The 21,168-nt window shown below is 63.8% G+C and carries 18 protein-coding genes and 4 pseudogenes; 21 read left to right on the forward strand and 1 reads right to left on the reverse strand.

The genetic code is table 11. From position 1 onward, the window contains the following. Window positions 1-127: 127 nt before the first annotated feature. The 4 genes from A7A08_RS07590 (at window position 128) to ruvB (ending at window position 3,150) form a co-directional block, all read left to right on the forward strand. Entirely contained in the window at window positions 128-874 is a 747-nt protein-coding gene (locus A7A08_RS07590) for a YebC/PmpR family DNA-binding transcriptional regulator (protein ID WP_069094902.1), read from the forward strand. A 97-nt stretch (window positions 875-971) separates the two neighbouring features. Continuing rightward, window positions 972-1,496: a crossover junction endodeoxyribonuclease RuvC gene (gene ruvC, locus A7A08_RS07595; RefSeq protein ID WP_069094903.1), complete on the forward strand. Its 525-nt coding sequence runs from the start codon at window positions 972-974 to the stop codon at window positions 1,494-1,496. Next, window positions 1,493-2,113, forward strand: a complete 621-nt coding sequence (gene ruvA / locus A7A08_RS07600) for a Holliday junction branch migration protein RuvA (protein WP_069094904.1) — start codon at window positions 1,493-1,495, stop codon at window positions 2,111-2,113. The genes ruvC and ruvA overlap by 4 nt, the downstream gene beginning before the upstream one ends. Beyond that, window positions 2,110-3,150 carry a Holliday junction branch migration DNA helicase RuvB gene (gene ruvB, locus A7A08_RS07605; protein ID WP_069094905.1) on the forward strand — a complete coding sequence of 347 codons (1,041 nt, stop codon included), beginning with the start codon at window positions 2,110-2,112 and terminating at the stop codon, window positions 3,148-3,150. The genes ruvA and ruvB overlap by 4 nt, the downstream gene beginning before the upstream one ends. On the opposite strand, the gene A7A08_RS17320 is transcribed toward ruvB, so the two are convergent. Further along, window positions 3,144-3,320, reverse strand: a complete 177-nt coding sequence (locus tag A7A08_RS17320; RefSeq protein ID WP_342586634.1) for a hypothetical protein — start codon at window positions 3,318-3,320, stop codon at window positions 3,144-3,146. The genes ruvB and A7A08_RS17320 overlap by 7 nt on opposite strands. Before the next feature lie 59 nt (window positions 3,321-3,379). Here A7A08_RS17320 and A7A08_RS17325 point away from each other — a divergent pair, with 59 nt between their 5' ends. The 17 genes and pseudogenes from A7A08_RS17325 (at window position 3,380) to A7A08_RS07685 (ending at window position 21,132) form a co-directional block, all read left to right on the forward strand. After that, window positions 3,380-3,601 (forward strand): acyl-CoA thioesterase, encoded by a 222-nt coding sequence (locus A7A08_RS17325; RefSeq protein WP_342586635.1) that lies wholly within the window; start codon window positions 3,380-3,382, stop codon window positions 3,599-3,601. Window positions 3,602-3,615: 14 nt separating this feature from the next. Next, window positions 3,616-4,449 carry a GIY-YIG nuclease family protein gene (locus A7A08_RS07615; RefSeq protein WP_069094906.1) on the forward strand — a complete coding sequence of 278 codons (834 nt, stop codon included), beginning with the start codon at window positions 3,616-3,618 and terminating at the stop codon, window positions 4,447-4,449. Between the two features lie 213 nt (window positions 4,450-4,662). Further along, window positions 4,663-5,348 (forward strand): annotated as a pseudogene (tolQ, locus tag A7A08_RS07620) (protein TolQ). A 3-nt stretch (window positions 5,349-5,351) separates the two neighbouring features. Beyond that, window positions 5,352-5,801, forward strand: a complete 450-nt coding sequence (gene tolR, locus A7A08_RS07625; RefSeq protein WP_069094907.1) for a protein TolR — start codon at window positions 5,352-5,354, stop codon at window positions 5,799-5,801. A gap of 46 nt (window positions 5,802-5,847) precedes the next feature. Then, on the forward strand, window positions 5,848-6,834 hold the full coding sequence (locus A7A08_RS07630) for a cell envelope integrity TolA family protein (RefSeq protein WP_069094908.1): 987 nt from the start codon (window positions 5,848-5,850) through the stop codon (window positions 6,832-6,834). A gap of 165 nt (window positions 6,835-6,999) precedes the next feature. Then, entirely contained in the window at window positions 7,000-8,280 is a 1,281-nt protein-coding gene (tolB, locus tag A7A08_RS07635; protein ID WP_208430599.1) for a Tol-Pal system beta propeller repeat protein TolB, read from the forward strand. Window positions 8,281-8,554: 274 nt separating this feature from the next. Continuing rightward, window positions 8,555-8,707, forward strand: coding sequence for a hypothetical protein (locus A7A08_RS16225; RefSeq protein WP_169822953.1), 153 nt, complete (start codon window positions 8,555-8,557; stop codon window positions 8,705-8,707). 237 nt (window positions 8,708-8,944) lie between these two features. Continuing rightward, a complete protein-coding gene (gene pal / locus A7A08_RS07640) occupies window positions 8,945-9,463 on the forward strand; it encodes a peptidoglycan-associated lipoprotein Pal (RefSeq protein WP_069094910.1) in 519 nt (172 codons plus the stop codon). 215 nt (window positions 9,464-9,678) lie between these two features. Next, window positions 9,679-10,986 (forward strand): tRNA lysidine(34) synthetase TilS, encoded by a 1,308-nt coding sequence (tilS, locus tag A7A08_RS07645; RefSeq protein WP_083226561.1) that lies wholly within the window; start codon window positions 9,679-9,681, stop codon window positions 10,984-10,986. A 298-nt stretch (window positions 10,987-11,284) separates the two neighbouring features. After that, complete coding sequence (gene ftsH, locus A7A08_RS07650; protein ID WP_069094912.1) at window positions 11,285-13,225, forward strand: ATP-dependent zinc metalloprotease FtsH; 1,941 nt, start codon at window positions 11,285-11,287, stop codon at window positions 13,223-13,225. Between the two features lie 386 nt (window positions 13,226-13,611). Next, window positions 13,612-14,417: pseudogene (gene folP, locus A7A08_RS17330) on the forward strand (dihydropteroate synthase). A 168-nt stretch (window positions 14,418-14,585) separates the two neighbouring features. Continuing rightward, window positions 14,586-15,931 (forward strand): annotated as a pseudogene (gene glmM, locus A7A08_RS07660) (phosphoglucosamine mutase). A gap of 230 nt (window positions 15,932-16,161) precedes the next feature. Beyond that, the gene (locus A7A08_RS07665; RefSeq protein ID WP_069094913.1) at window positions 16,162-16,992 is read left to right on the forward strand and encodes an outer membrane protein; all 831 of its coding nucleotides are present in this window, start codon (window positions 16,162-16,164) and stop codon (window positions 16,990-16,992) included. Between the two features lie 195 nt (window positions 16,993-17,187). Then, window positions 17,188-18,357 carry a phosphoserine transaminase gene (locus A7A08_RS07670; protein ID WP_069094914.1) on the forward strand — a complete coding sequence of 390 codons (1,170 nt, stop codon included), beginning with the start codon at window positions 17,188-17,190 and terminating at the stop codon, window positions 18,355-18,357. A 190-nt stretch (window positions 18,358-18,547) separates the two neighbouring features. Next, window positions 18,548-19,839 (forward strand): annotated as a pseudogene (locus A7A08_RS07675) (adenylosuccinate synthase). Between the two features lie 7 nt (window positions 19,840-19,846). Further along, window positions 19,847-20,611, forward strand: a complete 765-nt coding sequence (locus A7A08_RS07680; RefSeq protein ID WP_069094915.1) for an SDR family NAD(P)-dependent oxidoreductase — start codon at window positions 19,847-19,849, stop codon at window positions 20,609-20,611. Window positions 20,612-20,613: 2 nt separating this feature from the next. Then, window positions 20,614-21,132 carry a DinB family protein gene (locus tag A7A08_RS07685; RefSeq protein WP_069094916.1) on the forward strand — a complete coding sequence of 173 codons (519 nt, stop codon included), beginning with the start codon at window positions 20,614-20,616 and terminating at the stop codon, window positions 21,130-21,132. Window positions 21,133-21,168 lie beyond the last annotated feature (36 nt).

The raw sequence follows: 21,168 nt of genomic DNA on the forward strand, positions 1-21,168 counted from the left end.
CTCGAAGCGTTAGGGTTAAGGCTGAATTAACGGCGGCCGCTTCGGCGCTGCGAGTCTGGATTTTGTTCGAGCGCGCGCCTATAAAGCCGACGATTCCCCATAGTCAAAAGCGACAAGGTGAGCGCGAGTGGCAGGCCATTCGAAGTTCAAGAACATTCAGTATCGCAAGGGCGCGCAGGACAAGAAGCGCTCGAAGCTGTTCTCCAAGCTGTCCCGCGAGATCACGGCGGCGGCCAAGATGGGGCTGCCCGATCCGGAGGCCAATGCGCGGCTGCGCAGTGCCGTGCAGGCGGCGCGGGCCCAGAACATGCCCAAGGACAATATCGAGCGCGCCATCAAGAAGAGCCAGGAGGCGGGCGGCGAGTCCTACGAGGAAGTCCGCTACGAGGGCTTCGGCGTCGCAGGCGTCGGCGTGATCGTCGAGGCGCTGACCGACAACCGGAACCGCACGGCGGCGGATGTGCGTTCGACCTTCACCAAGCATGGCGGAAATCTTGGGGAGACTGGCTCCGTCGCCTTCATGTTCGACCGGATGGGGGCCATCGAGTATCCGCCAGAGGCGGCGACCAGCGAAGAGATGCTGGAGGCTGCGATCATGGCCGGCGCCGACGATGTGGAGTCCAACGAGGACGGCCACACGGTCTATTGCGCGGGCGACGCCCTGCACGACGTGGCGAAGGCCTTGGAGGAAACCCTGGGCGAGCCGCGCAGCGCGGCGCTGGTCTGGCGTCCCCAGAATACCATCGAGCTGGACGACGGCGCCGGCGAGACGCTTCTGAAGATGCTGGATGCGCTGGAGGATTCCGACGACGTCCAGCAGGTCTACGCCAATTTCGAGGTCTCCGACGATCTCTGGGAGCGGATGAGCGCGTAAAGCCGCTCTTGAGGCCCTGTAGCTCGGGCATGCGTTGGGAGGGGTTTTGGCTCGCAATTCGCGTTACTCTCATGCGCGATTCGCGAGGGAGACCTGAATGGCGGCGATCCGCATCATCGGTATCGATCCGGGCCTGAGATGCACCGGCTGGGGCTTGATCGAGAGCGACGGGCCGCGGCTGACCTATGTCGCGTCGGGCTCCGTGGTCTCCGATGCGGGAGAGGCGCTTTCGGTGCGCCTGCGCCAGATCTTCGACAGCTTGAGCGAGGTCCTGAACCGGCTGTCTCCCGACGAGGCGGCCGTGGAAGAGACATTCGTGAACCGGGACGCCCGCGCGACCCTGAAGCTCGGCCAGGCGCGGGGCATCGCGATGCTCGTGCCGTCGCTCCTCGGCCTCGAAGTGGCGGAATATGCGCCGAATGCGGTGAAGAAGAGCGTGGTCGGCACGGGACACGCGGGCAAGGAGCAGATCCACGCCATGGTCGGTCATCTCCTGCCGCGGTCGAACCCCGATACGGAGCACGCCGCCGACGCGCTCGCCATCGCTATCACCCATGCCCATTGCCGGACGTCCGTCACCGCGCGGGTGCAGCGCGGCGAGCTTGCGAGGGCGGCGCGATGATCGGGAAGCTGACGGGCAAGCTCGATGCGGTGGGGCCGGACACGCTGATCCTGGACGTCGGCGGGGTGGGCTACGAGGTGACCTGCTCGTCACGGACCCTGTCACAATTGCCCGGCGTCGGGGAGGCTGTGAGCCTCGCCATCGATACCCATGTCCGGGAAGACGCCATCCGGCTCTATGGCTTCGGTACGGAGCATGAGCGGGCCTGGTTCCGGGCGCTGCAATCGGTGCAGGGCGTGGGCGCGCGGGTCGCGATCGCGGTGCTTGGCACGCTGTCGCCGTCGGATCTTTCCAACGCGGTGGCGCTGCAGGATAAGGCCTCCGTGGCGCGGTCGCCGGGCGTGGGGCCGAAAGTCGCCCAGCGCATCGTCTCGGAGCTGAAGGACAAGATGCCGGCCCTGTCGCCTGCGTTCGGGCCCGGCGGTGGCAGCGGTGGCGAGCAGCCGATCGAAATCCCCGAAGGCATGGCGGCGCAAGAAGCCGTCTCGGCGCTGACCAATCTCGGCTATGCCCACGGCCAGGCGGCTGCGGCAGTTGCGTCGGCGGCCAAAGCGATTGACGGTACGCCCAAGACCGAAGAGCTGATCCGGCTCGGATTGAAGGAGCTTGCGCGATGAGCGACCGGATGCTGGCAGGCGCCAAGCGGCCGGAAGACGAGGTGGAGCCGTCGCTCCGCCCGCAATCGCTTGGCGAGTTTATCGGCCAATCGAAGGCCTGCGCAAATCTCAAGGTGTTTATCGAGGCGGCCCAAACCCGCGGCGAGGCGCTGGACCACGTGCTGTTCGCCGGCCCGCCGGGTCTGGGCAAGACCACGCTGGCCCAGATCGTGGCGAAGGAGCTTGGGGTCAATTTCCGGGCGACCTCCGGGCCGGTCATCGCTAAGGCGGGCGATCTGGCGGCACTGCTCACCAATCTGGAAGAGGGCGACGTCCTCTTCATCGACGAGATCCATCGCCTCAGCCCGGCGGTCGAGGAGGTGCTCTATCCCGCGATGGAGGACTTCCAGCTCGACCTGATCATCGGGGAGGGGCCGGCGGCCCGGTCGGTGCGCATCGATCTGGCGAAGTTCACCCTCGTTGCGGCCACGACCCGGACGGGCCTGCTCACGACACCCTTGCGGGACCGGTTCGGCATTCCGGTCCGGCTGGAATTCTACACCGCCCAGGAGCTGGAGGAGATCGTGCGCCGTGGCGCCCGGCTGCTCGGTTTGCCTCTCACTCAAGAAGGAGCGGAAGAGATCGCCAAGCGCGCCCGGGGTACGCCGCGCGTCGCGGGCCGGCTGCTCCGCCGGGTGCGGGACTTCGCCAATGTGGCGGGCGCGGAGCAGGTGGACGCCGATCTGGCGGACAAGGCCCTGCTGCAGCTCGAAGTCGATTCCCGCGGGCTGGATGCGCTGGACCACCGCTATCTCAGCTGCATGGCGCTGAACTACCAAGGCGGCCCGGTGGGGATCGAGACGCTGTCGGCTGCGCTATCGGAGCCGCGCGATGCGCTGGAGGAGATCGTCGAGCCGTATCTCCTGCAGCAGGGCTTCATCAGCCGCACGCCGCGGGGAAGGCTTCTCACCGCTCAGGCCTTCGCCCATCTGGGGCTGGCCGTGCCGGAGCGGGCTGCCGGCCAGTTTGCGTTGTTCGATCAGGGTGGCGATCAGTGAGTTCGAATTGGCCGGATCTCGCCGGGCGGATCGAGGGCGACCGCCACGTGCTGCCCGTCCGCATTTATTTCGAGGACACGGATTTCGCGGGCATCGTCTACCACGCGAACTATCTGAAATTCATCGAGCGCGGCCGGTCTGACTTTATCCGGCTGCTCGGCATCCACCATCAGGACCTGAAGAACCCCGAGGACGGCGAAGCGCCGTCTTTGTGGTGCGGCGGATCGAGATGGACTATCTGCGCCCGGCTAAGCTGGACGATGTTTTGGAGGTGGAAACAGTCTGTTCGGAGATTGGCGGGGCGAGCCTGACCCTCACCCAGGAGGTGAAGCGCGGCGATACGGTGCTGGTGCGGGCCAAGGTGGTGGTGGTGCTGATCTCGGCGGCCGGTAAGCCCCAGCGGATCGGCAAGATGATTCGCGAGGCGCTGGCGGACTACACAAGAAGCTGAGGAGAAGGAGAGGAATGGAGCTCTTGTTCAACTCTCTTCTCGATCAGATGGGCATCGCGCCCGGTTCGGTCAGACTTCTGAGGCATCAGGATAGCCGGTCAGACAAGGGCCGAACGCCTTACGAACTCTGGAGAGACGATCGACCTGCATTCGAAGAGTATCAATCGACTCAGAGTCCTTCGAACCGGACCAAGTTGAGTGCCGAGTTCTGGATTTCTTTCGTTGTGAACCACGCTGGGGAGACCTTACTCGCTGGCCTCTATCAATCGCGCTGCCTTGGTCTGAATGAGTCGGTAATGCATTGGCCGCATGCGTCTGGGTTCAGTCCGGTTGGCACTTGCGATGTATATGAGCTGAGGCTGGATGATCGACTAAACGACCTCGCTGGCAGGTTGCTCATAGAGTGGGGACATGGCGAGAGGTCATGGATCCAGCGTGCAGACAATCAGAATAAGATTGTCTCGGAAATCCGTGCTGCATTCGCGGAACCGGAATTTCCCGGTTATTCGAACTTCGTCACCTCGCTATCGAAAATTGAGAATCTTCCTGCGGGTTGGATCGCCGCCCTGAAAGCATCTCGGGGCGTCTATCTGCTGACATGTCCGGCGACAAAGGAGCAGTACGTTGGAGCTGCGGTAGGCGACGGAGGTTTCCATAGCCGGTGGCTCGACTATGTCGGTGATGGACATGGCGGTAATGTCGCTCTGAAGAGCCGCGATCCCAGCGATTATCAGGTCTCGATTCTTGAAGTCGCTGGCTCAATGGCGGCCGTTGAGGACATCCTTGCAATGGAAGTTCTCTGGAAGCTTAAGCTTCAAAGCCGCGAGATGGGGCTCAATCGGAACTGAAGTCAGAGCGACGGCTTCATATACCCCTGGCAACGCTGCTTAAGTTGCGTCACATTCGGGGCTCATGCTTGCGCATGGAGCCAGTTCGGCTCTAGTCCTCGAGTCTTCCTGTCAGTTTGCTGTTGCTTACCCGCGTCAACGCGTCGCGGACCCAAAAGGCCGGCTCGTGTGTCAGCAGAGCAGGTACGGGGCACGCTTTTTCATGAGGCCAAGATGAATCCGCCGGAAGCGACTGTCGACCTGTCGATCTTCTCTCTGTTCGCCAATGCTCACATCATCGTCCAGCTAGTGATGATCGGGCTGCTGCTCGCATCGGTCTGGAGCTGGGCGATCATCATCGAGAAGATCTTTCTCTACGCGCGATTCCGGAAGGAAACGGACCGATTCGAGCAGGTGTTCTGGTCCGGCCAGTCTCTGGAGGAGCTTTACCAGGCGCTCTCCCAGCGGCGGAACGTCTCGATGGCGGCGATGTTCGTGGCGGCGATGCGGGAGTGGAAGCGCAGCCTCGAACAGACGTCCAAGCCGACTCACGGCGTGCAGCTCCGCATCGAGAAGGTGATGGATGTCACCATCAACCGCGAAGTCGACCGGCTCGAGCGGCGGCTGAACTTCCTGGCGACGGTAGGCTCGACCGCCCCCTTCATCGGGCTTTTCGGCACGGTCTGGGGCATCATGACCAGCTTTCAGGCCATCGCGAACAGCAAGAACACCAATCTTGCCGTTGTGGCGCCGGGCATCGCGGAGGCGCTGTTCGCCACTGCGCTCGGCCTGCTGGCGGCCATTCCAGCGGTTATCTTCTTCAACAAGTTCAACAACGACGTGGCGCGGCTGACGGCGCGGATGGAAGCTTCGCCGACGAGTTCGCCGCCATCCTGTCACGGCAGATCGACCGAGGCTGAGCCATGGGCGCCAGCTTGCAGACAGGCGGCAACGGGGGCGGGCGCAGCCGGCGCCGGCGCACCGCGCGGCCCATGGCGGAGATCAACGTCACGCCCATGGTCGATGTGATGCTGGTGCTACTCATCATCTTCATGGTGGCGGCGCCGATGCTGACAGTCGGCGTGCCAATCGACCTGCCGAAGACCGGCGCCAACCAGATGGAAAGCGCCACAGAACCGCCGCTGGAGATCAGCATTTCCGGCGACGGCAAGATCTTCCTGCAGGAGACGGAGCTTCAGCTCGACGAAATTGTGCCAAAACTCAAGGCTATCAGTGAGAACAACACGGAAGCTCGCATCTATGTGCGGGGCGATAACGCCACCAATTACGGGCTGATCTCGAAAGTCCTCGGCGCCATCAACGGTGCGGGGTTCACGCGGGTGGGCCTGGTGCAGGCGCCGCTTGAAAACTAGGAACCGCGGGTCGGACAGTTTTAGGATAGACGGGGCATTTTAGACCTTGGGCAGGAGCGCCTTCATCTCAGCCGCTCTGCACGTCGCAATCGTGCTGTGGCTCGTGGTCGTGATCGATGGCTCGCCGCTAGACGGCGATCCGATCCGCGAGATCCCCGTGGAAATTCTCACGCCTTCGGAGCTGACGCAGATCAAGGCGGGCAGCCAGGACGCGAAAAGCGAAGCGCCCCTTGCGCCGAAGCCGAAGGAAGAAAAACCGGTCGCGGTGAACGAGAAGAAGGCCGAGCAGGAAGCGACGCCTCCGCCGCCTCCGCCCGAGGAAGCGCCGCCGGTCGAGGAGACTCCGCCCGAGGAGCAGGTCCAAGAGGACGTGCCGCCGCTTCCCCCGGATCCGCCCGAGCCGGACCCGGAACCTGAGCCAGAGACGGCCGAAGCGCCGCCACCACCCGACGAATCGCCCGATCCTGCCGAGGTCGCCGAGAACCGGCCGACGCCGAGCGCGCCGTTGCGCAAGCCGCCGCCACCGCCCCAGCCCAAGCAGCAGGCCGAGACGCCGAGCCGGAGCAACCGGCCTGCGCCGGAGACCCAGAGCGATTCCAGCACGGACAGGCTGGCTGCGCTTCTGAACAAGATGCCAGACGGCGGCGAGGAGCCTACGCTGGACGAGCCGCCCCAGGAGCAGGCGGAAGAGGAGGTCCACGGCCAGACCGACGGGACGGAGTTGACCATGTCGGTGAACGAGATCGATGCCTTGCGGTCTCGGATCGCCCAGTGCTGGAACCTGCCGCCGGGCGGGCTCGGTGCGGAGCGCATCATCGTGAAGCTCCGCATGCAGCTTAACGAGGACGGCACGCTGGTTGGGTATCCGACGGTGGAGAACAGCGGGAACTCGCCCTTCTTTCGGGCGGCGGCGGACAGCGCGGTGCGGGCCGTCTATCAGTGCCAGCCATATCCGCTGCCGATTGAAAAATACTCGCTTTGGCGGGACATGATCCTCAATTTCGATCCGAGCGATATGTATCGGGCGGGTTAGACCGGCAACAGACGATTCGATTCTTCAAAGAAGCGCGCAAATGACCATGCTGAAGCAGCTTGCAGACGGTTCCATTCCGAGCGACCCGAAGCGTTTCGACGGTGGCAGGGGCGGGAGATCCCGGCTTCTGGCGCGGCTCGGCGCCGCCGGAGCCTTTGCGCTGCTCTGTGCTCTCACGGTCGCCCTGGCGCAGCGGCCCATGCCCAGCTCGAGCTCAACATCACCCAGGGCAACATCAAGGCCGTGCCCATCGCTATCACCCCGTTCCAGGCGGACGGGTCGGTGGATCCGCGGGCGGCCCAGGAGATCACCGAGGTTATCACCAACGACCTGGCATCCTCGGGGCTGTTCAAGCCGATCGATCAGGGCGCCTTCATCCAGACCAATCTGACCATGAATCAGCCGCCGCGGTTCCAGGATTGGCAGGTCATCAATGCGCAAGCCCTGGTGGTCGGGCGCATCGCGGCGGTCGATGGCCGGCTGATGGCGGAATTCCGCCTGTGGGACGTCTATTCAGGCCGTCAGTTGGCGGGCGAGCAGTTCTTCACCCGGCCGAAGGATTCGCGGCGAATCGGGCACATCATCGCCGATACGATCTATGAGCGAATCACCGGCGAGAAAGGCTATTTCGACACGCGAATCGTGTTCGTCGATGAGTCGGGCCCCAAGGACCAGCGGGTGAAGCGGCTCGCGATCATGGATCAGGACGGCCATAACGTGCGGCTGCTGAGCTCCGGATCGGAGCTGGTGGTGACCCCGCGCTTCAGCCCCTCGACCCAGGAGATCACCTACATGTCCTATGAGGGGGGCGAGCCGAAGGTCTTCCTGCTCAATATCGAGACCGGTCAGAAGGAGATCGTCGGCAGTTTTCCCGGCATGAGCTTTGCGCCGCGCTTCGCGCCCGACGGGCAGCGCATCGTCATGAGCCGGCAGGAGGAGGGCGCCGCTAACATCTTCGAGATGGATCTGCGCAGCCGCCAGATGCGCAGGCTGACGAACACGCCCGCCATCGACACGTCGCCGTCCTACTCGCCGGATGGGCGGCAGATCGTCTTCACGACGGATCGGGACGGCAGCCAGCAGCTCTACGTCATGAATGCCGATGGCTCGGGCCAGCACCGTATCAGCTCAGGAAATGGCAGTTATTCAACGCCTGTGTGGTCTCCACGAGGTGATCTGATCGCCTTCACCAAGCAGTCGGGCGGACGGTTTCTGATCGGCGTGATGAAGCCGGACGGGACGGGGGAGCGCATCCTCACCGAGGGCTTCCACAACGAAGGGCCGACCTGGGCGCCGAACGGACGGGTGATCATGTTCTTCCGCGACTCGCCGGGGCCGCAAGGCGGACCCAAGCTCTACTCGGTCGACCTCACCGGCTACAACGAGCGTCAGGTGCAGACGCCTTCTTTCGCCTCCGATCCCGCATGGTCGCCACTGATCAACTGAGCGCTTCAACTGACCGCTTCTTGCGGTCTGATCCGGCGTGGCTTTTCGGCATCGTTCCCATACCTAGACGTGTGCTTACCACCTATTAACCATCTTGGCCGATAGTCGGTAATTGGCTAGTATGGGGGTCATGCGGGGGCCTGAAGTGCAGCGTGGCATTTTCGCACCAATACCCGACAAAGTGTTGGGTACGTCTAGTCCGTTCTTGATCTGACAGTGGCACGCCGGTATTCCAAAACTTGGCTACTGCCGATTAACCAAAGGAGAGAAGACCATGCAGGGTATGAAGGGCGTTATCGTCGCCGCCACGCTCGTGGCCGCCGCCGTTGCGCTGGGCGGCTGCTTCCATCATCATGAGAAGACTGTCGTGACCGAGCCGCTGAAGCTTGGTTCCGCCGTGGTGCTGGAGCAGGTTGCTCGCGTCTAACGCGAATAACCCAAAGAATTTTCTGTCGAGCAGAACGTCACGTTCTGCATGATAGATCTGGATGCCGGGGCGCTGTGGCTTATTTGTTACAGCGCCCCGCAGCCGGGTCTTTTTTTATGCCTGGATTCCTGTCTTCGTTTTGCCATGCCAGGCGGCTTAGTTGCCCCTGCAATTTATGACTAGTTAAGCATTTCAGCATAACGCTTTGCTAAGTCTGTTTAGCGGGAGTTTCTGTCGATGCGCTTCAACGAAGTCGCGAGACGGACGGGGCACATTGCCTGCGTCCTCACCATTGCTGTCATTCTGGCCGCCTGCGCCCGTCAGAGCCCCAAGGAATATGGGAGCGCCAACGGATTGGGCAGTGCAGGCGCGGCCACGCCTGGCTCGAGCCAGGACTTCTCCCAGAATGTGGGCGACACGGTTCACTTTCTGACCGATGCCACGGATCTGACGCCTCAGGCGCAGAATATCCTGCGCAATCAGGCGCGGTGGCTGAACCAGTATCCGCAATACTCCATCACCCTCGAAGGCCATGCCGACGAGCGTGGTACGCGTGAATACAACATCGCCCTTGGTTCTCGCCGTGCGACGACGGTGCGCAACTTCCTGGCGCAGCAGGGGGTGAACCCGGCCCGGATGCGCACGATCTCCTACGGCAAGGAGCGGCCGGTCGCGGTTTGCGACAACATCTCGTGCTGGTCCCAGAACCGCCGGGTGAAGACGAATCTGAACACGCGGGCAATGGCCCAGCGCTAGGCTCGAATCTGCCTGAAGCGCGTATTTCGGCGCGGGGGAGCTTGATTCTCCCGCGTTCCGGTGGCTTTTCTATTCCGATCGGAAGCGGGGCGTCCTTGCCTAGGCTGGCGCCCGTCCGCTTCGATGCCATCGAACCCAGAGGCCTTGTCTAGATCCCGGACGTTCCGGCACTGATCGCTGCCGGAGCCCGGACGGGCCAAGGAACCGGTCTTTCCATGACCGACACTCATTCGCCATTGCCGGAATCGGTTTGGGAGAGGTGTTTCGCGCCGCTCACCGGATATCCGCGTCTTGCGGTGGCGGTGTCGGGCGGGCCGGACAGCATGGCGTTGCTGCATCTTCTGCGCTGCTGGACGGAGTCGCGCGGAGATAGCGCCGAGATCACGGTGCTGACGGTCGATCACGGTCTGCGGCCCGAATCGGCGAGCGAAGCCGCCGTGGTGGCCGACATCGCCGGGGAGATGGGATTTACCCACAGGACGTTCCGTTGGGAGCCCGACACCACCGAGGCGTCCGGCATTCAGGCGCGGGCGCGTCGGGCGCGCTACGACCTCATGGCGCGCTACTGCCATGAGGCGGGCATTCCCGCGCTACTCACGGCCCATCATCTGGACGACCAGGCGGAGACCCTCCTCATGCGGCTCGCCCGGGGCAGCGGGCTGGATGGGCTTGCCGCTATCCCCTCCCGGGGCGACTGGGCAGGCATCGCCATTCATCGTCCACTGCTCGACGTGCCGAAGGCGCGGCTGATCGCGACGGTCGCGGCGGCCGGTCTTCCTTACGCAAAGGATCCCAGCAACACGGACTCCCGTTTCGAACGGGCGCGGCTTCGGAAGGAGCAGGCCGCGTTGCAGGCTCTTGGGCTCACGCCGGAAGCGCTGGCGCTTGCCGCGAAGCGGCTATCCCGGGCCCGGGCGGCACTCGACGAGGCGGCCGCGGAGTTCATGGCAAGCGCGGTGCGCCTCAGCTGCGCCGGCAGCGCCGAGGTGGACGGGGTGCGGTTGCGGGATGCCCCCGACGAGATCGCGCTGCGGACGCTGCAGCGGCTCGTGGCCATGACGGGCGGCCGCCAGGAACCGGTCCGGCTCGCCAAGTTCGAGACACTGCTGGACGACCTTCGGGCGGATCACGCTGCGGCAAGGACGCTTGGCGGCTGCCGGATCGTCGCGGGAAGCGGAAAGCTTCAGATCGCACGGGAGCTCCGGCGGGACGGTATTGCCGAACTTATCCTACAGCCCGGCGAACGCGCGCTGTGGGACAATCGATTCGTCGTCTCCCTCGCGGATACCGCCGAATCCCCGGTCACGGTGCGGGCCCTGGGTGAGGCGGGCGCGCGGGATCTTGCCGACCGTACGCCCTGGCTGAACGATATTCCCCGGTTTGCAAGGTTTTCATTGCCATCATGCTGGCGCAATCAGGCGTTGGTCTCGATCTCCTGTGAGGGGCTGGAGCCGGACGCCGTGCGCGCCGACGATACGTTCAATGCGCGCTTCGTCCATCTTTGGGACGAAGTTGGCAGTTAAGAGTTGTTCTAGAATGCCGGACGCGGCTCGGCTGCGGCAGGCTGGCTTCCAGCTGTCGTTTGCGCGTTGAGAAAGAATGCACCGTTCCGGGTTAGATTATCCGTGTTCTTCGAGCCGGTGCGGCGCCTTGTCCGCTTTAGAGACGGGGAGTTTCTGCCGGTTGGCAAATGGTTCGGCTGTGCCTATCTTTAACCCTCGGCGGAGGCTCTTCGGCGATTTGCTTGCATTGGAAGTAGACTTGCAAGTCAACTAGATCGGCGGCGACAGCGCGTCCTCATCTAAACAATCAGGGCAATCGATGAATTCGAATTTCCGTAACTTCGCGATCTGGGTCTTTATCGGTCTCTTGCTGATTGCCCTTTTCAATCTGTTCCAGAGCCCCGGTAATCATGTCCGCGGGTCCGAGATCAGCTTCTCGCAGCTCCTGAGCGATGTCGATAACGGCAGCGTGCAGGACGTCACCATCGCGGGAAACCAGATCACCGGCCACTATTCGGACGGGCGCAATTTCCAGACCTATGCGCCGAACGATCCCGGGCTGGTGGACCGGCTCTACAGCAAGGACGTGAAGATCACCGCCAAGCCTTCGGAGGACGACGTTCCTTCGCTGATGGGCGTGCTGGTCTCCTGGTTCCCGATGCTGCTCCTGATCGCGGTGTGGATCTTCTTCATGCGCCAGATGCAGTCCGGCGGCGGCCGGGCCATGGGCTTCGGCAAGTCGAAGGCCAAGCTGCTCACCGAGCGTCAGGGCCGCGTGACCTTCGAGGACGTCGCCGGCGTCAACGAGGCGAAGGAGGATCTTCAGGAGATCGTCGAGTTCCTGAAGGATCCGCAGAAATTCCAGCGGCTGGGCGGACGCATTCCGCGCGGTGCGCTGCTTGTCGGGCCTCCCGGCACGGGTAAGACGCTGATCGCGCGGGCTGTCGCCGGCGAGGCTAACGTGCCGTTCTTCACCATCTCAGGCTCCGACTTCGTGGAGATGTTCGTCGGCGTCGGTGCATCGCGTGTGCGCGACATGTTCGAGCAGGCGAAGAAGAACGCGCCCTGCATCATCTTCATCGACGAGATCGACGCTGTCGGCCGTCATCGCGGCGCCGGTCTCGGCGGCGGCAATGACGAGCGCGAGCAGACCCTGAACCAGCTGCTGGTCGAAATGGACGGCTTCGAGGCGAATGAGGGCGTGATCCTGATCGCCGCCACCAACCGTCCCGATGTGCTGGATCCGGCGCTGCTGCGTCCCGGCCGGTTCGACCGTCAGGTCGTGGTGCCGCGTCCGGACATCATCGGCCGCGAGCGCATCCTCAACGTCCATGTCCGCAAGGTCCCGCTGGCGCCGAATGTCGATCTCAAGACCATCGCGCGCGGCACGCCGGGCTTCTCCGGCGCCGATCTGGCCAATCTCGTGAACGAGGCGGCCCTGCTGGCGGCACGACGCTCTAAGCGTCTGGTCACCCAGGCCGAGCTGGAAGACGCCAAGGATAAGGTCCTGATGGGTGCCGAGCGCCGGTCCATGGTGATGTCGGACGAGGAGAAGATGCTGACTGCGTATCACGAGGGCGGCCACGCCCTGGTGGCTCTGCATCAGCAGTATTCCGATCCGGTCCACAAGGCGACGATCATCCCGCGCGGACGTGCGCTGGGCATGGTCATGCGCCTGCCGGAGCGGGACGTGCTGTCTCATACCCGCGGCAAGCTGATGGCCGATCTGACGGTGGCCATGGGCGGACGCGTGGCCGAGGAGGTGATCTTCGGCTACGAGAAGGTCACGTCGGGCGCGTCCTCCGACATCAAGATGGCGACGAACCTGGCGCGGGCCATGGTCACCCAGTTCGGCATGTCCGATAAGCTGGGGCCGCTTGCCTATGGCGAGAACGAGGAAGAGGTGTTCCTGGGCCATTCGGTGGCGCGGCAGCAGAATCTTTCCGACGACACCCAGGCCATGGTCGACGAAGAGATCCATCGCTTCGTGGACGAGGCGTACGACCGTGCCCGGAAGATCATCGATGAGCATCTGGACGATCTGCACACCGTCGCCAAGGGGCTGATCGAGTACGAGACCCTCACGGGCGAGGAGATCAAGGATCTGCTGGACGGCAAGCCGCCGAAGCGCGAATCGGCAGACGATACGCCGAGCAAGCCCAGCGCATCATCGGCGGTGCCGGCGGCCGGGCGCGGCAAGAAGAAGAAATCGGATCCCGAGCCCGGCACGGGCGGTATGGAGCCGCAGCCGCAGACCTAAGGGCCGATCATCATCGGACTGGAAGGCCATCGCCCTTGACGGACGGTGGCCTTCGTCGTTTCAGGGGCCAGGATCGAATCCGGGAGTTCGGACCCACCATGTCACGTCTCTATCTGAGGCCGCTTGGCTTCGTTTACGGTCCGGCGGCCAAGACCGCCCAGGCGGAAGGCTTCGCTCTGCCCATCGCCGGCGGGCCGGTCGCCTTCACACTCGCCGAGGTGATCGAAGGGGAGCCCGGTTCTTCCAAGCGCCGCATGGTGGCGGCGAACGATCTTTCCCAGACCAAGGACCGCGAGCTCTACGAAGCGATCGGGCGTGTCACGGCGCCGCGGGAGGGGATCGCGGGGATCCCGGCATCGCGGTTGTGCTCGGGGCGGCCGGTGCTCATGGGCATCGTCAACGTGACGCCCGACAGCTTCTCCGACGGGGGATTGTTCGACCAGAAGGAGCCGGCGGTGAACCATGCTGCCGAGCTGATCCAGGCCGGCGCGGAAATCATCGATATCGGCGGCGAATCCACCCGTCCAGGCTCGGAGACCGTGCCGGGCGAGGACGAGCTCTCCCGGGTCGTTCCGGTCTTGGAGGACCTGAGGGGCGTGCAAGCCGTCATCTCGGTGGATACGCGCAAGGCGGCGGTGGCCCGGGCGGCGGCCGAGCAGGGGGCGACGATCTTCAACGACGTCTCGGCTCTCACCTACGATCCGGAAAGTCTACAGACCGCAGTCGATACAGGCATGGACCTGGTGCTGATGCATGCCCAGGGCGAGCCTAAGACCATGCAGAAGAATCCGACCTACGCGGACGTGGTTCTGGAGTCTACGACTACCTGGCAGAGCGTATCGCCGCGGTCTCGGCGGCCGGCATCCCAAAGGAGCGGATCATTGCCGATCCGGGAGTCGGCTTCGGCAAGAACTTCGATCACAATCTGGAGCTTCTGGCGCATCTTTCGATTTTTCACGGGCTCGGCGTGCCGGTTCTGGTCGGCGCGTCGCGGAAGCGCTTCATCGAAGGCGTGATCGGCGAAAAGAACCCGCGCAACCGGGAGCCCGGCTCCCAGGCCATCGCCATCGCCTCCGCCTCCCAGGGCGTTCAGCTCCTGCGGGTGCACGATGTGGCGGCGACCAGGCAAGCGCTTGAAGTTTGGTATGGAAGCGTGACGGGAAGCCCCGCCAACACCGCCACCCAGGGTTAACTGATCCTTTTTGAACAGTCGGCGGTGCAGTGGCCGCTGTAAAGTTCGCTTACATGAATTGAAGGGATAGTGCCGATCTTGAAAGGCATAATCCCGCCAGTTTCGGTAGAACTTGCCTCAAGGCCGATAAGTCTCGACTGCCGCGCGCCAGATCTTTGGGGGTTCAACATGTCTCGTCGCTATTTCGGAACCGATGGTATCCGCGGAAGTGCCAATGCTCACCCGATGACGGCCGAGATCGCGATGCGGGTCGGCATGGCGGCGGGCAAGCTGTTCACCAACGGCCAGCACCGCCACCGGGTGGTGATCGGCAAGGACACCCGGCTCTCCTGCTACATGATCGAATCGGCGCTTGTGTCCGGCTTCACCTCGGTCGGCATGGACGTGTTCCAGCTCGGCCCGATGCCGACCCCGGCCGTGGCCATGCTGACGCGGTCGCTGCGGGCCGATCTGGGCGTAATGATCTCGGCCTCTCACAATCCGTATATCGATAACGGCATCAAGCTGTTCGGACCCGATGGCTACAAGCTCTCAGACGACAGGGAGCTCGAGATCGAGGCGCTGATGGACAGCAATGTGAGCGAGCTTCTTGCGCCGCCGGATCGGATCGGCCGGGCCAAGCGCATCGACAGCGCGTCTGAGCGTTATATCGAGTTTGCCAAGCGTACCCTGCCGCGCAATCTCCGCTTCGACGGTCTCCGCGTGGTGATCGATTGTGCGAACGGCGCGGGCTACAAGGTGGCGCCTGCCGCCCTTTGGGAACTCGGCGCAGAGGTGGTGCAGATCGGCGTTGAGCCGAACGGCCTGAACATCAACAAGGAATGCGGGTCCACCGCGCCGGAAGCTTGGCCAACAAGGTGCGCGAAGTGCGCGCCGATATCGGCATCGCGCTGGATGGCGATGCGGACCGGGTCGTGGTGACCGACGAGACCGGCAAGGTGATCGACGGCGATCAGCTTATGGCGGTGATCGCCGAATCCTGGCTGAAGCGCGGCCGTCTCGCCGGTGGCGGCATCGTGGCCACGGTGATGTCGAATCTCGGCCTGCAGAAATATCTGGAGGGTCTCGGGCTGACGGTGGAGCGCACCCCGGTCGGCGATCGCTATGTCGTCGAGCATATGCGCCAGCACGGCTACAATGTCGGCGGCGAGCAGTCGGGCCACGTGATCCTTTCGGATTTCTCGACCACCGGGGACGGACTGGTGACGGCGCTGCAGCTGATGGCCGTCGTGGCCCAGAGCGGCAAGCCGGTCAGCGAGGTGTGCAATCGATTCGAGCGCATGCCTCAGATCCTGGAGAATGTGGAGTACAAATCCGGGATTTCGCCGCTGGACAATGTCAACGTCGAGCGTGCCATCAAGGACGCCAATGCGCGGCTTGGCGATAGCGGCCGGCTCTTGGTGCGGGCCTCTGGCACGGAGCCGGTGATCCGCGTGATGGGCGAGGGTGCCGATGCCAGCCTGGTGCAGACGGTCGTAAACGAGCTGGTCGAGGTTCTCCGGACGGCCGCTTGAGCTGCATTGCCAAGCGCGGCGAGACGTTAACAAATCCTTTCCGAAGTATTAATGGACGGTTACTTCAGGCTGCTCGGCTGCGGCCGAGCTTTGGCGGATTCCTGCGCAATCGTTCTATTGCGGAACCTGCATTAGAACTCGATTAACCATTCCTGTTCATAGTCCCGTTTTGAGACAGCCCGTGATGCTCCCGCTCGGTGCGGGCCTGGCTGCTAAAAAAGGGGACAGAAATGGGAAAGACACGAGTTGCATTGAGCGCTTTCGCCCTGGTGCTTTGCCAGGTGGCCGGCGCACACGCGGCAGATCTGGGACTGCCGCCTCCGCCGCCGATGATCGACGCTGCGCCGCCGCCGATCGCGAGCGATTGCTGCACGGATCAGGGCTGGTACTTCAAGGGCTTCCTTGGCTCGACCAGCTACGACGTTTCGAGCATCGACAATGCCGCCTTCGATACCGCGGATTTCACCTTCCACAATCTCGGCTTTGAGGCATCGGGCTTCGGCGGTCTGGGCTTCGGCTCCAAGCTGAGCCCGCATTTCCGCTGGGATGCCACGGCTGAATACCGCAACCGCGCGACCTTCCACGGTCTCGACTCCTACGAGGGTCCGGGCTTCTCGGGCACCAACGACTACGAGGCGACCCTGAAGTCGTGGGCCATGCTGGGCAACATCTATTGGGACATCGTGTGCTGGAACGGCCTGACGCCTTATGTGGGCGCCGGTATCGGCTTCTCGCGCAACTACATCGGCAACTTCACCGATATCAACGTTCCGAACCTGGGCGTCGCCTATGCGAACACGAACGCCACGACGGAATTCGCCTGGGCGATCCATGCCGGTTTCGCCTTCGAGGTGAACGACCGTGTGACCCTGGACCTGGCCTATCGCTACATCAATCTCGGCGACGCCATGAGCGACACCGTGATCGCCTATGACGGCAGCGGCACGGCCGACGGTCTGGAGTTCGAGGATATCGACTCCCACGACGTCATGCTGGGCGTGCGCTGGAAGTTCGATCATTGCTGCGGCCAGGCTGCCCCGATGCCGGTCGCCTTCAAGTAGCCCGGCTACATACATCCCGTTCCGAGCAGGGAACGAACAGAAGGCTGCCCGCCGGTCCCGGCGGGCAGCCTCTTTTTTTGCCGCTTCTGCCAGGGTTGCGGCGGCATTGCTTGACCTCGGCGTGAAGCTGCCTTTATGGCCATAGATACTGTGCCTTTTCAGTTCGGCGAATCACCGCCTGAGCGAGGTTTCTTCATGTCCCCCAAACCCTCCAAACGCCCTGAAAATCCAAGGTTTTCTTGCGGTCCGTGCTCGAAGCATCCCGGCTGGTCGGTTGAGTATCTGCAAGGGGCGGCTCTCGGCCGCAATCACCGTTCCCAGGTGGCCCACGCGAAGTTTCAGCTGGCGTTGGAGAAGAGCCGCGAGATCCTGCGGCTGCCGGACGACTATCTGATCGGGCTCGTGCCGGCGTCGGATACGGGCGCCATGGAGATGGCCATGTGGACCATGCTCGGCGCCCGCGGCGTCGACGTGCTCGCCTGGGAGGCGTTCAGCGCCGACTGGGTCACGGATATCGTCGAGCAGCTGAAGCTGACGGATGTGCGTGCCATGGTGGCGCCGTATGGCGAGCTGCCCGATCTGAACCAGGTCGATTTCAAGCGCGACGTGGTGTTTGCCTGGAACGGGACGACGTCCGGCGTGCGCGTCCCCAACGCGGATTGGATCGCCGCTGACCGGGCGGGCCTGACGATCTGCGACGCCACGTCTGCCATCTTCGCCCAGGAACTGGACTGGTCGAAGCTCGATGTCATCACCTATTCCTGGCAGAAGGTGCTTGGAGGCGAGGCGGCGCACGGCATGCTGATCCTCAGCCCCAGAGCGGTGCAGCGGCTGAAGAGCTATACCCCGCCTTGGCCGGTGCCGAAGATCTTCCGGCTCACCCATGACGGCGTGTTCCTGAAGGAGATCTTCGAGGGCTCGCCGATCAATACGCCGTCGATGCTGTGTCTGGAGGACTATCTCGATGCGCTCTCCTGGGTGGAGAGCATCGGCGGGCTGGATGCGATGATGGCGCGCGCGAATGCGAATGCCGCCGTGGTCGATGCCTGGGTCGAGCGCACGGACTGGGTGGAGCATCTCGCCGTCGATCCGGCCACGCGCTCCAATACCAGCGTTTGCCTGAAGGCGGTCGATCCGGACGTTCTGTCTCTGCCGGCGGAGGCCCGGGCGGCCTTCCCGCGGGCGATCGCGAGTCTCCTCGATGCGGAGGACGTGGCGAAGGATATCGCTTCGTACAGAACCGCGCCGCCGGGCCTGCGCCTCTGGGCGGGAGGCACGGTGGAGAGCAGCGATCTGGAGCTGCTGATGCCGTGGCTGGATTGGGGATTCGCCCAAGCCAAGCAGGCGATCGCGCGGGCGGCCTGATTGCTCTCGAAGACATCTCGATCTGCGAGCTGTCTCCGCACGGAGCGTTCAGCGAGCGGATCGATCCCCTGAGGGGACGGCGAACGCGGCGCTTCACCACTCGCATCGAGGAACGCCTCACGCTATAAGACGACACGGCCCCCGAGAACCGCGGGGCCGTTTTTGATGTCAGGACAGGAGCAGCGGCCCCATGGCCAATGTTGCGGTCGTCGGCGCCCAGTGGGGCGACGAAGGCAAAGGAAAAATCGTCGATTGGCTGTCGGAGCGCGCCGATGTCGTGGTGCGCTTCCAGGGCGGCCACAATGCCGGCCACACGCTCGTGATCGCCGGCACCACCTATAGCTTTCGCTGTTGCCCTCGGGCGTGGTGCGGTCCACCAAGCTGTCGGTGATCGGCAACGGCGTGGTCGTCGATCCGTGGGCGCTGGCCGACGAGATCGCACGGCTGCAGGGCCAGGGCGTTACCATCGACCGAACCAACTTGCGGCTGGCGGAGAACGCCACGCTGATCCTGCCGCTTCATCGCGAGCTGGATGCGCTGCGCGAGGCGGCGGCGGGCGACGGCAAGATCGGCACGACTAAGCGGGGCATCGGCCCGGCTTACGAGGACAAGGTCGGCCGGCGCGCGATCCGGGTGATGGATCTCGCCGATCTGGCCAGTCTCAAGCCCAAGCTCGCGCGCATCCTGACCCATCACAACGCCCTTCGCCGCGGGCTGGGCGAAGAAGAGATCGACGGCGACGAGCTTTACGACCAGCTCGCCGAGATCGCGCCGAAGGTGCTTCCCTATGCCGACACGGTCTGGGCGCTGCTCGACGAGAAGCGGCGGACCGGAAAGCGCATCCTGTTCGAAGGCGCGCAAGGCACGCTGCTGGATATCGACCACGGCACTTATCCGTTCGTGACCTCGTCCAATACGATCGCCGCCCAGGCCGCCACAGGATCCGGGGTCGGCCCGGGTGCGATCCAATACGTGCTCGGCATCGCCAAAGCCTACACGACGCGGGTCGGCGAGGGGCCGTTCCCGACGGAGCTGTTCGACGAGACGGGACAGCGGCTCGGCGAGCGCGGCCACGAATTCGGCACGGTGACGGGTCGCGCGCGGCGTTGCGGCTGGTTCGACGCCTGCCTGGTACGCCAGGCCGCCAAGGTCGGCGGCATCACCGGTATCGCGCTGACCAAGCTCGACGTGCTCGACGGGCTGTCCGAATTGAAAGTCTGTATCGGCTACGAGCTGGACGGGGAACGCCTCGACCATCTTCCGGCCGCCCAAGGGGCACAGGCGCGGATCAAGCCCATCTACGAGACCATGGACGGCTGGTCGGAATCGACCGCGGGCGCGCGGTCCTGGGCTGATCTTCCGGCCCAATCCATCAAATACGTCAAGCGCTTAGAGGAGCTGATCGAGGTGCCCGTGGCGCTCGTCTCGACCAGTCCGGACCGGGACGACACGATCCTGGTGCACGATCCCTTCGAGGATTAGGGGCGCAATGGCCGACAAATATCCCTGGAAAGTTGCTTGGATCACCGGCGCGTCGGGGGCGATCTGCGGCGATGTCGCCCGGCGCCTGGCCGATGGCGGCGTGAAGGTCGCCGCAACGGCGCGGCCGTCCGAGGCGCTCGACCGGATTGGCTCCGAGCATGAAAATATCACGGCGTATCCGGCCGATGTGCTGGATGCCGACGCCCTCAAGGACTGCGCGGCCAAGATCGCCGGCGAACTCGGCGCAATCGATCTCCTGATCGCGGGCGCGGGTATGTACGAGCCTTTCGACATCGACGATGTGGACGTCGCCGGTTTCGCGAAGACGATGGATCTCAATGTCTCCGGCGTCATGAACACGGTGGCATCGGCGCTGCCGGCCATGCTGGCGCGGCGGAGCGGTCACATCGCGCTGATGGGGTCGCTTTTTGGCTATACGGGCTGGCCGGGCAATGGCGGCTACGGAGCCTCCAAGGCGGCGATCATCAACCTCGCCGAGAGCCTTGCCCTGGAGCTGCGCAAGACGGGGGTGGACATCACCCTGGTCAGCCCGGGCTTCGTGGACACGCAGCTCAATGCCTCCTACGAGGGCAAAAAGCATTTCGTGATGAGCCCGGAGCGCTGCGCCAAGCGCATCTTGAAGAGGCTCCCCGGGCGGCCCTATGAGATCGCCTTCCCGGTGCAGGTGGCGCTGTTCCTGAAACTGGTGCGGGCCATGCCGAACGGCGTGGGACGGGCGATGATCCGCGCGTTCATCAAGGCGATGGGGTGAGCATGAAGCCGACGATCGAAATGCTGGCGGGCTATAATGTCTGGGCGAACGGCCGGGTGTATGACGCCGTCGAAGCGCTTCCGGATGAGGACTATCGCGCCGATCTCGGCGCGTTCTTCGGATCCATCCATGGCACCCTGAACCATCTCCTGACGGCCGATTATATCTGGATGCGTCGCTTCACGGGCGAGGGTCCGAATCCGGACCGGCTGGACGCCATTCAGCATGAGGCGTTTGGCGATCTTCGCGCTGCGCGGAATGCGGCGGACCAGCGGATCGCCGACTATGTGGCGGGGCTCGGCGAGAACGATATCGCGGGCGATCTGGTCTATCGGACCATGTCCAACCCGGCGGAGGTGCGTCAGCCGCTCGGCGGGCTGCTCGTCAATTTCTTCAATCACCACACCCACCACCGCGGTCAGGTGCACGCGATGCTCACGCGGCTGACGGGCGATGCGCCGTCGCTCGACATGATCCTTTTCCAGCGCGAGGCGGGGATCAGCGAGTTCCGTCCGCTTTAGGGGGAGTCATCGGCTCTCAGGGTACCGACTGATAAC

The sequence above is a fragment of the Methyloligella halotolerans genome (assembly GCF_001708935.1).
GTDB classification, from domain to species: Bacteria; Pseudomonadota; Alphaproteobacteria; order Rhizobiales; family Methyloligellaceae; genus Methyloligella; species Methyloligella halotolerans.